At 67.7% G+C, this 13983-nt stretch carries 12 protein-coding genes and 1 pseudogene; 5 read left to right on the top strand and 8 right to left on the bottom strand.

Annotated elements, in window-relative coordinates; translation table 11 throughout:
- Window positions 1-542, top strand: a 542-nt coding sequence (locus A5697_RS05210) for an ATP-binding domain-containing protein (RefSeq protein WP_197500919.1), incomplete at its 5' end; no start/stop codon positions are given.
- On the opposite strand, the gene A5697_RS05205 is transcribed toward A5697_RS05210, so the two are convergent.
- Together A5697_RS05205 and A5697_RS05200 are read right to left on the bottom strand one after the other, a co-directional pair.
- A complete protein-coding gene (locus A5697_RS05205; RefSeq protein WP_067947330.1) occupies window positions 499-1059 on the bottom strand; it encodes a phospholipase D-like domain-containing protein in 561 nt (186 codons plus the stop codon). The two genes, A5697_RS05210 and A5697_RS05205, sit on opposite strands and share 44 nt — an antisense overlap.
- A 12-nt stretch (window positions 1060-1071) precedes the next feature.
- Window positions 1072-2184 carry a DUF2235 domain-containing protein gene (locus A5697_RS05200; RefSeq protein WP_068008564.1) on the bottom strand — a complete coding sequence of 371 codons (1113 nt, stop codon included), beginning with the start codon at window positions 2182-2184 and terminating at the stop codon, window positions 1072-1074.
- 88 nt (window positions 2185-2272) lie between these two features.
- On the opposite strand from A5697_RS05200, the gene A5697_RS05195 reads away from it, so the two are divergent.
- The gene (locus A5697_RS05195; protein WP_068008561.1) at window positions 2273-3028 is read left to right on the top strand and encodes a TVP38/TMEM64 family protein; all 756 of its coding nucleotides are present in this window, start codon (window positions 2273-2275) and stop codon (window positions 3026-3028) included.
- A gap of 55 nt (window positions 3029-3083) precedes the next feature.
- Here the strand turns inward: A5697_RS05195 and A5697_RS05190 are convergent, their stop codons facing one another.
- Together A5697_RS05190 and A5697_RS05185 are read right to left on the bottom strand one after the other, a co-directional pair.
- Window positions 3084-4049 carry an NAD(P)-dependent alcohol dehydrogenase gene (locus A5697_RS05190; RefSeq protein ID WP_231971976.1) on the bottom strand — a complete coding sequence of 322 codons (966 nt, stop codon included), beginning with the start codon at window positions 4047-4049 and terminating at the stop codon, window positions 3084-3086.
- Between the two features lie 83 nt (window positions 4050-4132).
- Window positions 4133-5080 (bottom strand): class I SAM-dependent methyltransferase, encoded by a 948-nt coding sequence (locus tag A5697_RS05185; protein WP_068008569.1) that lies wholly within the window; start codon window positions 5078-5080, stop codon window positions 4133-4135.
- A 160-nt stretch (window positions 5081-5240) separates the two neighbouring features.
- Here A5697_RS05185 and A5697_RS05180 point away from each other — a divergent pair, with 160 nt between their 5' ends.
- Window positions 5241-7619, top strand: a complete 2379-nt coding sequence (locus tag A5697_RS05180) for a lysylphosphatidylglycerol synthase transmembrane domain-containing protein (protein ID WP_068008558.1) — start codon at window positions 5241-5243, stop codon at window positions 7617-7619.
- A 15-nt stretch (window positions 7620-7634) separates the two neighbouring features.
- Here the strand turns inward: A5697_RS05180 and A5697_RS05175 are convergent, their stop codons facing one another.
- Window positions 7635-10268, bottom strand: coding sequence for a GH92 family glycosyl hydrolase (locus tag A5697_RS05175; RefSeq protein ID WP_068008555.1), 2634 nt, complete (start codon window positions 10266-10268; stop codon window positions 7635-7637).
- A gap of 191 nt (window positions 10269-10459) precedes the next feature.
- Here A5697_RS05175 and A5697_RS05170 point away from each other — a divergent pair, with 191 nt between their 5' ends.
- Together A5697_RS05170 and A5697_RS05165 are read left to right on the top strand one after the other, a co-directional pair.
- On the top strand, window positions 10460-11134 hold the full coding sequence (locus A5697_RS05170; RefSeq protein WP_068008552.1) for an LpqN/LpqT family lipoprotein: 675 nt from the start codon (window positions 10460-10462) through the stop codon (window positions 11132-11134).
- A 91-nt stretch (window positions 11135-11225) separates the two neighbouring features.
- Entirely contained in the window at window positions 11226-11711 is a 486-nt protein-coding gene (locus A5697_RS05165; RefSeq protein ID WP_067948448.1) for a hypothetical protein, read from the top strand.
- A gap of 3 nt (window positions 11712-11714) precedes the next feature.
- Here A5697_RS05165 and A5697_RS05160 read toward each other — a convergent pair whose 3' ends face one another.
- From A5697_RS05160 to A5697_RS05145, 3 genes and pseudogenes are all read right to left on the bottom strand, one after another.
- The gene (locus A5697_RS05160) at window positions 11715-12395 is read right to left on the bottom strand and encodes a PAS and ANTAR domain-containing protein (RefSeq protein WP_067948458.1); all 681 of its coding nucleotides are present in this window, start codon (window positions 12393-12395) and stop codon (window positions 11715-11717) included.
- 426 nt (window positions 12396-12821) lie between these two features.
- On the bottom strand, window positions 12822-13541 hold the full coding sequence (locus A5697_RS05150) for a Mut7-C RNAse domain-containing protein (protein ID WP_068008550.1): 720 nt from the start codon (window positions 13539-13541) through the stop codon (window positions 12822-12824).
- Window positions 13538-13983, bottom strand: a pseudogene (locus A5697_RS05145) (galactokinase); the annotation flags it as partial. The gene A5697_RS05150 and the pseudogene A5697_RS05145, both read right to left, overlap by 4 nt.

Below are 13983 nucleotides of genomic sequence, written 5' to 3'. Positions count from 1 at the left end.
GCGCGCACCGGCACGGCCCGTACGGGGTGTCGCACTGGAACCGGCAGGTGGAGCGTTGGCTCACGGAGGAGACGGGTCAGCCGATAACCTCGGCGTGGTACGCCGGTCGGCCGGTCTTGGTGACCGCCAACGACTATGGGCTCAAGGTCTACAACGGGGATGCCGGAGTGGTCGTGGTCGGCAGCGACGGGCTGCGGGCCGTCATCGCCGGCGCCGCCGGAACGTTGAGCTTCGCGACCAGCCGGCTCACAGACATCGAGACCATGCATGCGATGACGATCCACAAGAGCCAGGGCAGCCAGGCCGACGAGGTGACGGTGCTGATGCCGCCGGAGGATTCGCGGCTGCTGACCCGCGAATTGTTCTACACCGCCGTGACGCGGGCGAAGACCAAGGTCCGGGTGGCAGGTTCCGAGGCTTCCGTGCGCGCCGCCATCGCGCGCCGCGCCGTGCGGGCGACCGGACTGGCGCAGCGGCTGCGCGCCTCCGGTGGGGAGCCTAGTGCGCGCCGCCGGATTGCGCCTTCGCCGCCATCTGCTTGAGCATGCCGTCGTGGATGATGTCGATGCGTGAACGGGCTTCCGCGCACACGTACGGGTCCCGGATCACGGTGAGTTGGTTGTCCTGCTTGGATTCTCCGCCGGTGGACCAGTTGGTCGAGCCGGTGATGACGTCGACGCCGTCGATGATCACCATCTTCAAGTGCATGATCGCCGACTTCTCACTGTGGCCGATCGCGATGCTGTTGCCGGTCTTGTCGTTGAGCCAGGGGGCCAACAGAGCGCGCTCGGACTTTCCCGCGGCTTGCGTGGAGTCGAGACTCATTTGTACATAGATCTTTTCGTCGTTCAGCGACGACTGCAGCACCGAATTCAGTTCCGGGTCGTCGTAGCCGTACATCGCGACCACGATGCTCTTGTCGGCCGACGTCAGCAAGTCCTTGAGCGCCTCATGCACACGGTCGACCGGGCTGTAGAACGTTCGCGTGTTGTCGGGGTAGCCGGGCGGAAACGGCGCGGCTTTGTACTGGTCGAGAGTGGTCAGCGAACTGAGGGCCATGGCGTTTCTCCTTCACAACGCGGGGGACGTCCAGTCGGTGGGGTCGGCGCTGAGCCGTTGGTCGGTCAGATTCGGTAGGTAGCCAGGGTTGTCGCGGCGGCGCACGAGCACGCTCGGATGCACCAGTGCGTCGGGGCCCATTGGGCGGCGCCGGCAGCCGACGAGGTACCACAGCTTGCCGTTGTTGTGGATCGGCGCGTTCGCGAAGTCTTCGGTCACCGCGCACTGCTCCCGGTAGGCAGCCGCGTCGATCGCCAGCTCACCGACGATCCCGTCGGTGACCCATTTCAACGCGATCGTGGCGAGCCGGTGATCGGGCATGAACGTGCCGCCGACATCGGCGTGCACGCCGGCGAACCAGCGTTCCTCCAGCCCCCGCGGATGGCGCTCGACGAGGTATTCGCGGTAGGGACGGCGGCGTTCGTCGATCGAGACGGCGTGGCGGATGCGCGCGACGTTGGGCAGCGAGCGCGTGTAGGGCCAGCGCAGGTTGCCGAACCGCAGGAAGCCGGCCGCCTTGACGGTGTCCCACAGGCCGAGATACGCCACCGGCACCGCGTGGTGCCACACCTGATTCGGGCTGTTCTGCCGCACGGTGGAAAACAGCGGCTCGTCCTCGGTGCGCCAGCAGAACGCGCGGGCGAACTCGGCCCAGCGGGCGTACTCGTCCGGGGTGAAATAGCGGTTTATGGCGTACTTTTCGACCGCGTACGGCAGCAGGTTCTCCGAGCCGGGCCGCAGCAATCCCGGCCGAAGCAGCATGCCGGCCAACGCACGCGCGGTGTAAGCGCCGCGGCTGAATCCGAAGATGTACAGCGCGTCACCCGGGCGCCAATGCTGCATCACATAGCGGTAGGCCTGTGCGACATTGCCTTTCAGCCCCAGGCCGAATGCCTTCTCGAACAATAAGTCCTTGGTGCGGGACAGCTTCGAATGCGCCGACGCCGGCGCCAGCGTGCCGACGCCGGGGTCGTAGTAGGCGAGCTGCCCGGCCGGGTCGTCCTTGTCCAGCATCTCGAAGAGCTTGGCGACATTGGTGAGGTTGCCGGCCCCGATCTGGTTGGCGGTGCCGTCGAGGCAGACGACGATCCGCTTGCCCCGCGCTGGCTCAGGGTGCTCGGACATCTCGGGGAACGCCTCTCACAGGGATGCGACTCCCTGATGTGTGGCACTTTACGACGACCGCGCACGGTGCGGAAGAATCGCGGTCAGCATGGACAACAGCGACGGCTCCGCGCCGACACCGGAACCCGCGTCCCGGCGCGCCCATATCGTGCGGCTCGGCGTGTTCGTCGCCTTCCTGCTCCTGATGTTCTACCTGGTGGCCATCGCGCGCGTCGTCCACGTGGAGGAGCTGCGGCGGGTGGTCTCCGCGACGGGGCCGGCGGCGCCGCTGACCTATGTGGTGGCGTCGGCCGCGCTGGGTGCGGTATTCGTGCCGGGTTCGATCCTGGCGGCGGCCAGCGGGCTGCTGTTCGGCCCCCTCCTCGGCATCTTCGTGACGCTCGGCGCGACGGTCGGCACCGCGATCGTGGCGAGCCTGATCGGCCGGCGGGCTGGGCGCGACAGCGCCCGGGCGCTGCTGGGGACGAAACGCACCGACCGCATCGACGCCCTCATCGAGCGCCGCGGGCTGTGGGCGGTCGTCGGCCAGCGGTTCGTCCCGGGCATCTCCGATGCGCTCGCGTCCTACGCGTTCGGCGCGTTCGGAGTGCCCTTGTGGCAGATGGTCATTGGCTCGTTCGTCGGTTCCGTGCCACGCGCGTTCGTCTACACCGCGCTGGGCGCGTCGATCGGGAACCGGTCGTCGCCGTTGGCCTATGCGGCGATCGCGGTGTGGTGCGTGACGGCCATCGTCGGGGCGTTCGCCGCGCGGCGCGGATTCCAGAGGTGGCGCGCCCACGCGCGCGGCGCCCAACAAGGGGGCGGTGACGACGATGCACCTGAGCGGTGCGGCCCGCAGCGGTAGATGACAACCTCGCGGTGGTCAACGGCTCGAGGCAGGAAGGGACCCACGACACCCGTCAGTGCACTCGGATGACGATCTTGCCGAGATGCTCGCCTGCCGCGAGGCGGTTGAATGCCGCTGCGGCATCATCGAATTCGAACACACGGTCGATCACCGGCTGCATTCCCGTGGCACCGACTGCGCGCACCAGCTCCTGTGTATCGCTGCGGTCCCCGACCGTGATCGACCGGGTCGTCGCGCCGGCACCCTTGAGGAGGAAGTAATCGATGCCGGGGTCGGCTTCACTGAGGAAGCCGATCAGCGTCACCTCTCCGCCAATCGCGACCGCCCGTAAAGACTGGTCGATGGTGGCAGGGCCGCCGACTTCGACGACGCGATCGACGCCTCGGCCGTCGGTCAGGGCGCGAACCCGCTCACTCCACTGCGGGTAGTCGCGGTAGTTGATGACATCGTCGGCCCGCAACTTGGTCAGGGCCTGTGCTTTCTCGAGGCTCGACGTCGTCGCGATGACCCGAGCACCCAGCAGTTTGGCCAGTTGAAGGGCAAAGACGGAAACACCGCCCGAGCCGAGGGTCAACACAGTCTGGCCGGCGCGGATCGGCGTGGGGCCGCCCAACGCATTCCAGGCGGTGACAGCCGCGCAGGGCAATGTCGCTGCCTGTTCGTCGGTCAAGGCGTCCGGCGTGGCTACCACCGATTCCCGCGATATCACTTTGTATTCGGTGAGCCAGCCATCTTGCCCGCTGCCGTAGCTATCGGAGTTCGCCGTCGCCGGTATCGGGCCGCCGAACCACCTGGGGTGGAATACGCTTACCACGCGGTCGCCCGGGCGGTAGTCGTCAACGCCTTCACCGGTCTCGGCCACTTCGGCGGCAGCGTCGCTGCACGGCACGAGACCAGACTTGCTCTCGCGCACGTAGCGCCCCAGCGGGATCGCGATGTCGCGATAGTTCAGTGACACCGCCCGGATTTTGAGCAACAGTTCACCGCGTTGCGGGGCGGGCATGGGCTCGTCACTCATCTCGAGACCGTCGAGTCCACGTGAGTTGTCGAATCGATATACCCGCATCGGGGCGCTCCTCGAGTCGCTCGCCGCGACCTCCGCTAGCCCTGCGGCCGTTCCGCGGACACGAACAGGTTTCCGGGCACGGCATCCTCGACCTCCTTGGGCGCCGCGCGGTCGTAGCCGGCCATCAGCTTGTCGGACGGGGTGACCGTCACGCTCCAGCCGTGGCGGCGGAACCAGTCACCGACGTCCTCGCGCTCCTCGAAGTACCACAGCTCGTCGGTCCTCGGCACCTCCCGGTCCGGGTCCACCCGCGCCATCAAGGCGCGCACCCGGTCCATCCGCGCGCGGCGCTTCGCGCGGAACTCCGGGTCGAGGAACTTGGGGCCCAGCGCCTCGACGGCAACGCGGCTGCCCGGGGCGGTCAGCCCGTGCACGCGGTCGAACAGCAACTCCTGGGCGGCGGCCGGCAAGTACGGCATCAGCCCCTCGGCCGACCACACGCTGGGCGCCGAGGGGTCAAACCCGGCCTGCCGCAACGCCGCCGGCCAATCGTGGCGCAGGTCGACCGGGACGGCGATGCGGTGGCACGCGGGCTGCGCCCCGTGTTCGGTCAGCGTCGACGATTTGAAGTCCAGCACCCGGGGCTGGTCCAACTCGTAGACGGTGGTTCCGTCCGGCCACTGCAGCCGCCACGCCCGCGCGTCCAGGCCCGCCGCCAGGATCACCGCCTGCCGGATGCCGGCGCGCGTCGCGGCGAGGAAGAACTCGTCGAAAAACGCGGTACGCGACGCCATGTAGCCGACCATCGCCTGCATCTGCAGCGGCAATTCCGGTTCGGCCTCGACGAGTTCGTCCGGCAGCTGCGGCGCCGAGTGCCAGTTCCACACCCCGTCGCCGGCGGCGTCGAGGAAGATCTGCGCGAAGGGATCCCGGATCAAGGGATTCTCGTTGCGCGTCTCGGCCGCGCGGGCGGACGCCACCCCCAGCGCCGTCGCCCCCACGCTCTCGGTGATCTCCCAGGTGTCGTTGTCCGTTCTGGCCACGTTCACGCCCTCCGATTCGCTAGCTCACCTACGTACACGACCCTACGCGCGCCACGTGGGTGGCAGCTGTCGCGCAAGCGGGTATCGGCGTTAAGTTGTCGGCGAGCCGGCGAGCGGGATCGATCAGCGGCGCCGAACGGATCCGAAGGATCGTTACCAGATGCGAGTCGACGGGCGCGAGATCAGCGTTTCCGGCAGCTTGCTGCAGCCGTTGACCCGGCGCACCAACGACATCCTGCGGCTGGCCGCGAGCGTGACCTTCCTCGCCGTGGTGATCACCAGCTCGCTGATCACCCGCCCGCAGTGGGATGCGCTGGAGAAGTCCATCTCGCAGATCGTCGGGGTGCTCTCCCCCCGGCAGTCCGATCTGGTGTACCTCGCGTACGGCGTGGCGATCCTGGCCCTGCCCTTCATGATCTTGATCGGTCTCATCGTCGGCCGGCAATGGAAACTGCTCGGCGCGTATGCGGCCGCCGCGCTGCTCGCCGCGCTGCCGCTGTCGGTGGGCGGCAACGGGTTTTCGGCGCCCCGCTGGCACTTCGACCTCTCCGAACGCCTGCAAACCGTCTTGGGGCAGTTCCTCGACGACCCGCGCTGGATCGGGATGCTGGCGGCGGTGCTGACCGTCTCGGGGCCGTGGCTGCCCGCGCGCTGGCGGCATTGGTGGTGGGCGCTGCTGCTGGCCTTCGTGCCGATCCACCTCGTCGTCAGCGCCATCGTGCCGGCCCGCGCCCTGCTGGGCCTGGCCGTCGGCTGGCTGGTCGGCTCGCTGGTGGTCCTCGTGGTCGGCACCCCCGCGCTCGAGGTGCCGCTGGAGGCGGCCGTGCGCGCGATGGCCAGGCGCGGTTTCGTCGTCTCGCGGCTGAGCGTGGTCCGGCCGGCCGGTCGCGGCCCGCTCGTCCTTTCGGCCGGATGCGACGAGCCCGACGGCGAAGCGGTCGTCGAGCTGTACGGTCCGCATCAGCGCAGCGGCGGCACGCTGCGCCAACTGTGGATCAAGCTGCGACTGCGCGACACCGAGACCGCGCCCCTGCTGACCTCCATGCGCCGCGCCGTCGAGCATCGCGCCCTGATGACGATCGCCATCGGACAGGTGAACCTTGCCAACACCGCGACGATCGCCGTCGCCACCCTCGACCGGGGCTGGATCCTGTACTCGCACAAGCCACCCGATGGCCTGCCGCTCGGCCGATGCGCGCGGTCCACGCCGGTGGAGAAGGTGTGGCAAGCGCTGCGAATCCTCAACGACCAGCAGATCGCGCACGGCGACCTGCGGGGCAACGAAATCACCGTCGACGGCGGCACCGTGCTCTTCGGCGGCTTCCATAGCGCCGAATACGGCGCCACCGAAGCCCAACTCCAATCCGACATCGCCCAGCTGCTGGTGACGACGTCGGCGCTGTATGAGCCCAAATCGGCGGTGGCCGCCGCGATCGAGGCGTTCGATCGGGACACCATCCTGAGCGCGTCGCGTCGATTGACGAAAGTCGCTGTGCCCCGGCCCATTCGCAGATCAATTTCGGATGCGGGCGCCGTCATATCGGCCGCCCGTGCGGAGGTGAAGCGGCAGACCGGAGCCGACCAGATCAAACCCGAGACCATCACCCGATTCACCCGCAGCCAGATCATCCAGCTGGTCCTCTTCGGGGCGCTGGTCTATGTCGCGTACCCCTTCATCAGCACCGCGCCCACGTTCTTCTTCCAGCTGAGGACCGCGAACTGGTGGTGGGCGCTGCTGGGCCTGGCGGTCTCGGCGCTCACCTACGTCGGGGCGGCCGCCGCGCTGTGGGCGTCCGCCGATGAGACGGTCAACTTCTGGAGGCTGTCAATCGCGCAGGTGGCCAACACCTTTGCGGCGACCACCACCCCGGCCGGAGTGGGGGGCCTCGCGCTGAGCACACGGTACCTGCAAAAGGGCGGCGGGCTGTCCGCCATGCGGGCCACCACCGCGGTGGCCCTGCAGCAATCCGTGCAGGTGATCATGCACCTCGTGTTGCTGATCCTGTTCAGCACCGTCGCGGGCGCGTCGATGAACCTGTCGCACTTCGTCCCCACCGCCACGGTCCTCTACCTGATCGCGGGCCTGGCGCTGGGGATCGTCGGCACCTTTCTGTTCGTGCCCACGCTGCGACGCTGGCTGGCCACGGACGTGCGCCCGAAACTCAAGGAGGTGACAACCGACCTCGTCGAGGTCGCGCGGGAGCCGAAACGACTCGGGTTGATCGTAGTCGGTTGCGCGGGAACGACTCTGGGTGCGGCGCTGGCCCTGTGGACCAGCGTCGAAGCATTCGGCGGCGGCGCTTCGTTCGTCACCTGCACCGTGGTCACCATGGTCGGCGGAACGCTGGCGTCGGCCGCCCCGACGCCCGGCGGGGTCGGGGCCGTCGAGGCGGCGCTGATCGGTGGCCTGGCCGCCTTCGGGGTGCCGGCGGCCATCGGCGTGCCGTCCGTTCTGTTGTATCGGGTGCTCACCTGCTGGCTGCCCGTGTTCGCCGGCTGGCCGGTGATGCGGTGGTTGACCAAGAACGAGATGATCTAACGCTGCGCCGCCGGATCACTCGGTTCCCTGCTGCACGACCACGAGAATGGTTGACGTGCGCGCGGTTTGGCCGACCGTAGAGGTCAAGTACACCAGGTAATACTCCGGGGCCACGTCCCGGTCGACCTTGATGGGGACGTCGATGCTCGCCGACCCGTCGGAGGAGAACTGTCCCGTCGTGGGTGTCACGGTGATCCCGGCGTCCGAGGCGGTGCCGGTGACGGTGTAGCCGCCAGCATCATCAATCATTCGTTGAGCGTCGATTCTCACCGTGCCCGTCGTGCCCGGCGCGATCGTGACGATGGGGTTGGGGATGTTGACGGTTACCGCCGAACTGCCCGCGCCGAAGGACGGCGGCGCGGACGATTCGCTTGTGCCCCAAGTCCTGTCGGGATACGCGACGAGCGAGAAGTTCAGGTCCCCGCCGGTGCGGACGAATGACTCGGGCAACCACGTGTGATCGGTGGCCCGGCCGTCGACACGCAGGCCACTGATGTATTTGAGGTGGCGCGGTCCGGACGCGCCCGGCGCGGAGATGCGGATGGCTTTGCCGCCCGGGAGCGCGATCACGGCACGGTCGAAGAGCGGTGCGGCCACTGTGAGGATCGACGTTCCCGGCGTGCTCGGGTAGAGGCCCAGGGCCGCCCAGACGTACCAGCTGGCCATCGCGCCCAGATCGTCGTTGCCCGGCTCCCCGTCGGCCGTCGGCCCGAACAGCCCGCGCACCCGGTCGACGGTGCGCTGCGCCTTCCACGGCTGACCGATGTAGTTGTACAGCCACGGCACCCCGAAGCCGGGTTCGTTACCGGCCCACAGGTAGGGCTCGTTGGGGCCGACGTTGAGCTTCTTGGTGAAGCCGTCGAGCCGCCCGGCCACCGCCTGGCGCCCGCCGAGCGCGGTCACCAGGCCGGCCACATTGTGCGGCACCCACCAGACGTACTGCGCGGCGTTGCCCTCGTCGAACCCGACCTGGCCGAAGTCTTTCGGGGACACCACGAACGCCGGGCCGGCGCGGAAGAAGGTGGTCCAGTTTCGGGGCGAGATGTACCGGGTGGTCGGGTTGAACAGGTTCTGCCAGTACTGGGACCGGCGCTGGAATTCGGCGGCGGTTGCCGTGTCTCCGAGCGCATCGGCGAACCGCGAAATGGTGAAGTCGTCGACCGACCACTCGAGCGTGATCGATGCGGCGGCGATCCAGCCATCGGTGCGGAACTCGAAGGAGAACGGCGCGTACCCGAATTGCTGATACGTGTCGATCCCCGGTCGTTCCACGTAACCGCCCAGCCCCACACCGCCTTTCGTCGCCGCGTTCACCATGTAGCGCAGCGCAGCCTTCGTGTCGAAGTCCTCGGCGCCGAAGGCGTGAAAGTTCGCGATGAGCGGCACCACGTTGTCCCCGCTCATCTCCGCGGTCGCGGCGTTGGCCACCGCCCACCGTGGCAGCGCTCCGCTCTGTTCAGCGTCGTTCACCAGCGATTGGGCCATATCGCTGGCCCGGTCCGGAAAGAGGAGCGCCTGCAAAGCCGCCAGACATCGGTAGGTGTCCCAGTCGGAGAAGTTGGCGTACTGCGTGTGGCCCGCGGCCACGCTGTGCACGGCGCCGTCGAATCCGATGTAGCGTCCGTCCGCGTCGTTGAAGGTGTTGGGATGCAACAGCGATCGGTAGAGCGCGGTGTAGAACGTCTCGAGATCGTCGGCATTGCGGCCGGCGACCGCGATGCGCGACAGCGAGGCGTTCCACATTCTCGAGGCGGCGCCGCGGACGTCGTCGAAGCTCCCGGCTCCCTCCGCGGCCAGGTTGGCCCGCGCTCCGTCGATGCCGACGTAGGAGATCGCGGTCCGCACCTCGAGCGCGGCTCCCGCCGGGAATTCGACGTAGCCGCCGCTGTATGGCGAATTCGCGCTGCGGGCACCGGGATACACGGCATTGCCGTCCCACGCTCCGTACGAAATGAATGGCTGGCTGAACTTCATCGCGAAATAGACGGTGTACGTGTTGTTCTTGCCGCAGAATCCGCCGCTGGTGGCCCAGCCGGTGATCGTGGTGTTGTCCTCGCCGATCTGGATGGTGGCGCGGGAGTTGCCGGCCAGGGACGCCCCGGAGCGCACGTGCAGGAGGGCGGGGCTGCCGTTGCGCGGGTAGCTGAATCGGCCGACACCCGTGCGCGTGGTGGCGGTGAGTTCCGCCTTCACCCCGGTGCCCGGAAACCGCACCGTGTAGTAGCCCGGCACGCCGAGTTCGGTGTCGTCGTGGGCGATTCGCTCCGAGGCTTTCCATGGTTGCGAGCCAATTGCGTTGGTGGTCGGCAACATCGAGATGTCACCGAACGCGGCGCAACCCACCGAGGCGTGAGTCATGCTGAACCCGCTTGCGCGCGGGTTGTCGTAGTTGTAGCCGGCGTAGTTGCCGACCGTGTCCGGCGAGTACTGCACCATCCCGAACGGCACGGCGGCGCCGGGGAAGTTGTTGATCTCCCCCACCGTCTGCCCGCCCGTCCCGGTGCCGATCAACGTGGCGACGTGGTCGGCCGGGTTGGCCACGAATGCGGGCTCACCGTCGTAGGCAATGGGCGGCGGCGCCGCGGCGATGAACGCCATGAAGACGACCGACGCCGCCAGAAGCGCGACGAGGGCCCTTCGTGACCGCATACCTGTCTCTTACTGGACAACGTTGTTTCGGGTGAGTGTTTTCCAGACGAATTGGATAACGATTTGTGGGCCGGTCACGGTACCGCCAGAAAGTTCAAAAAGATACCGGCAAAGTTGCGCGCCATTTCGGCTACTGTCATTTCGGCGTGGCCGGCGCTGGTACCGGCCCCAATTTTCGGGAGATTGGATTCATGAAACATTTGACGCTAGCAACCATTTCCGTAGCGCTGAGTTTGGCGCTCGTCGGGTGCGGCAACGACCACAAATCCGGCAGTCAATCGTCGACATCGACGTCCACATCCACCTCTACGTCCACGACCTCGTCGGCAACCAGCTCGGCCCCGGCCGCGAAGGCCAAATACACCATCGCCGACTACGTCAAGGACAACCACATCACCGAAACGCCCGTTCATCACGGCGATCCCGGCCCGAACGTCGACCTGCCGGTGCCCGCCGGCTGGCAGCTCAACCAGAACGCAGGCACGTCCTACGGCGGCATCGTCTTGACCCAGCCCACCAACCCGGCCGATCCGCCCACGATTTCGGCGCTGTACTCCAGGCTTTCCGGGGACGTCGACCCGGCAAAGCTCATTCAGTACGCCCCGGGCGAGGTGCAGAACCTGCCTGGTTACCAGGGCAGCGGCGACGGGACCGCATCCACGCTCGGTGGTTTCCAGGCGTGGCAGCTCAAAGGCACCTATCAGAAGGACGGCAGCGCCCGCGTCATCGCCCAGAAGACGGTGGTGATCCCCAGCCAGGGCGCGGTCTACGTGCTCCAGCTCAACGCCGAGGGCCCGCAGGCCGATGAGGGCCCGTTGATGGACGCGGCCAACGTCATCGACGACCAGACCACCATCACCCCCTGACCGAGGAACGTGGTGGCGTTCGCGGGAGGGTCCCGCGAACGCCACCACGCCATCGCTAGGCCGCGGAACCGATTGGCCTTACGGTAAGCGCATGCCAGAGCAGTCCCATGCGATAGACGCCGGGCATCCACCGTCGGCGCTCCTGCGCATCGTCAACCCGATGCTGGGCTTCCTGCTGCGCACCCCGCTCGCCGGCGCCGCCCGCAAGCAACTCATGGTGCTCAACTTCACCGGGCGGAAAACGGGCCGGCCGTTCTCACTTCCGGTGAGCGCCCACGTGATTGACAATCAGCTCTACGCGCTGACCGGCGCCCCCTGGAAGCAGAACTTCCGCGACGGCGCGCCCGCGCAGGTGATCTACGACGGCAAGCGGACCGCGATGCGCGGGGAACTCATCCGCGACCGCGCCGTCGTCTCCGACCTCTTCCTGCGCTGCGCCGAGTCCTACGGCGTTCGGCGCGCCCAGCGGATGATCGGACTGAAGTTCCGCGATCAACGCATACCGACACGCGAGGAGTTCGCCGAGGCGGTCGACCGCATGCACCTGGGAGCGGTGCGCCTGACCCCGGCTGAATAGCCGCTAATCGTCGGAGCCGGCCGCCCGCAGATGCGCGGTGAGCAGGCGTTGGTCGAACCGTGAGCGCGACGCGATCTGCTCCTTGCCCAATTCGGAGAAGTCTTTCGCGATTTGGTCGGCAAGCACGCCAAGCTTCATGTTGTGCACCTGTGACAAGGATTTGAGCAGATTGAAAGCCCCCGCCTCGTCGACGCCGTAGACCAACATCAACATTCCCTTGGTCCGGTCGATGGCGCCGCGGCGCTCGGCGATCTCGGCGACCTCCGCGCTGATGTTCTCCTCGCGTTCGCGGTTCGATGTCGATGTGACGTCGACATAGAAGCCGTGGGTGCCGATGACATCGCCGTTGCTGTCGCAGAACTGATCGCCCACCACGACCATGTCGTGGGTGTTGCCCCGGGTGTCAACGATGCGGTGCCTGGTGCTGAACGGCCGCCGGCTCTCAATCATGTCGTTGATGGTTGCGGCCACATCGTTGCGGTCATCGGGATGCTTGTGGGCGATCACCAGCTCGGTGGTCGGGGTCACCGTTCCGGGTTCGTAGCCGTGCATCCGGTGCACTTGCTCCGACCACTCCCAGCGCTGGTCCTCGAAGTAGAAGCGAAACCAACCGGCCCGCTGCGGCGTACCGCCGGCGAGGGCCTGCTCCACCGCCGGCGTCTGGCCGTTTAACTCCCAAGCCACCACGCACGCTCCGTGTCTGACGTCGACGCCGCCCGCGCCGCCCGCTTCCTGAGCGACTCTCGACAGATGACGTCGCTTTCCCGCAGCCGAAGCTCGGACACGCGGCATAGTTCGCGCGATCGGGCAAGCTGTTCGCGGGCGCGTTCCATGGAACTGGCGACGGAACGGTGCAGCGACCTGACGGCCTCGGGGTGCGCACCCCTGCCCACGCTTCGCCGCAGGGTCTCCCGCAAAACGGCCATCCGGCGCGTCGACCGCGCACGGTAAGCCTTCTGCCGGCAGGCCGGCGAGCAGTACAACGCGTCGGAGCGTGCCGAGAAGCCCGCCCCGCACTCCGCGCACGCCATCTTCGGCATATCCGTTACGTTACAGCTATCGGCGCGTGCGTTACGGCTATGGCCAAGGAATATAGCGGCGCCCGGACGGTCACCCCAGCCGGTCGCGCAGGCTTTCGACGAGCCGGACCAGTTTCGCGTAGTGCGAACCGGGCCAGTAGATCCGCCCGCATTCAGCGCAGCGGCTGAATTCCTGGTAGTGCTGGCGCGTCAGCGGCTCCAACTGGTCGATCACCTCGTCCTTGCTGACCCGGCTCAACGTGCCGTTGCACCGCACGCAGCGGGTGAGCGGCGCCAGCCGGTGCCCCAGGTCCAGCCGTCGCAGCACGTCGAGCGCTTGCTCCTCGGGATCGTGGGAGCGGACGAACAGGCCGTGCGTGACGGCGCGGCGCTTCAATAGGCCACGGTCACGGGTCAGCAGGATCCGGCGCTGCTCGCCGCTGATGTCGGCCAGCGTCTTGTCGTCGGCGTCGTTCGTCCACCACACGTCCAACCCGAGCAGGCGCAGCAGCCAGGCCAGCCGACCGAGGTTGACGTCGACGACGAACCGCGGATCGTCCACCCGCCGCGGCCCGGGGTGCGCGGCGATGCGGTCGCCGAAACTTGGGCGGTAGGTGAAGTCCCGCGGGCACCCGTTCACCAGGATGAAGTCGACCTCGGTGTGCGGGATGCCCATCGCCTCCAGCACGTCCTTCACGGTCTGGTGCGGCCGGAAGGGGCGGCGCACCGCCAGGCCGCGCGACTCGGCCGGCAGGAAATCGTTGAGCTCGGCGTATGCCCGCACTTCCACATCGCCGGTCGGCTCGTTCACCCATCCGGTCCCGCGCCGGCGGCGGCATGGGTTCGGGCGATGACCGGTGGCCGGAAACCGGCGTCGCACACCGCGCGTCGTACCGCCTCACCGACCGCGCCGGCGCGGTCGGTGGGCACCAGCGCGATCACGCAGCCACCGAACCCTCCGCCGGTCATCCGGGCGCCGAGCGCGCCCGCGCGCACCGCGGTGTCCGCGATCAGATCGATGTGTTCGGTGGTGATCTCGAAATCGTCGCGCATGGACGCGTGGGAGGCGCTGAAGATTCGTCCCGCCTGGGCGAAGTCCGAACTGTTAAGTGCCGCAACACAATCGAGCACCCGTTGATTTTCGCTCAGCACGTGGCGGGCCCGGCGGGCGTCGACCGGATCACGCACCGCGGCGGCGAGCGTCGGGCCGCGGATCTCGGGGTGTCGTCGCTGCGCGAAATCCAGGACCTGTA

This window comes from Mycobacterium sp. E3251 (assembly GCF_001666835.1).
GTDB lineage: Bacteria > Actinomycetota > Actinomycetes > Mycobacteriales > Mycobacteriaceae > Mycobacterium.
Note: the sequence above shows the minus strand (reverse complement) of the source record. Positions and strands in the feature narration are given on the sequence as shown.

Coding starts and splice junctions, on each gene's coding strand:
- A5697_RS05205 (WP_067947330.1), bottom strand. CDS start 1,059: ATGGCCCTCAGTTCGCTGACCACTCTCGACCAGTACAAAGCCGCGCCG.
- A5697_RS05200 (WP_068008564.1), bottom strand. CDS start 2,184: ATGTCCGAGCACCCTGAGCCAGCGCGGGGCAAGCGGATCGTCGTCTGC.
- A5697_RS05195 (WP_068008561.1), top strand. CDS start 2,273: ATGGACAACAGCGACGGCTCCGCGCCGACACCGGAACCCGCGTCCCGG.
- A5697_RS05190 (WP_231971976.1), bottom strand. CDS start 4,049: ATGAGTGACGAGCCCATGCCCGCCCCGCAACGCGGTGAACTGTTGCTC.
- A5697_RS05180 (WP_068008558.1), top strand. CDS start 5,241: ATGCGAGTCGACGGGCGCGAGATCAGCGTTTCCGGCAGCTTGCTGCAG.
- A5697_RS05175 (WP_068008555.1), bottom strand. CDS start 10,268: ATGCGGTCACGAAGGGCCCTCGTCGCGCTTCTGGCGGCGTCGGTCGTC.
- A5697_RS05170 (WP_068008552.1), top strand. CDS start 10,460: ATGAAACATTTGACGCTAGCAACCATTTCCGTAGCGCTGAGTTTGGCG.
- A5697_RS05165 (WP_067948448.1), top strand. CDS start 11,226: ATGCCAGAGCAGTCCCATGCGATAGACGCCGGGCATCCACCGTCGGCG.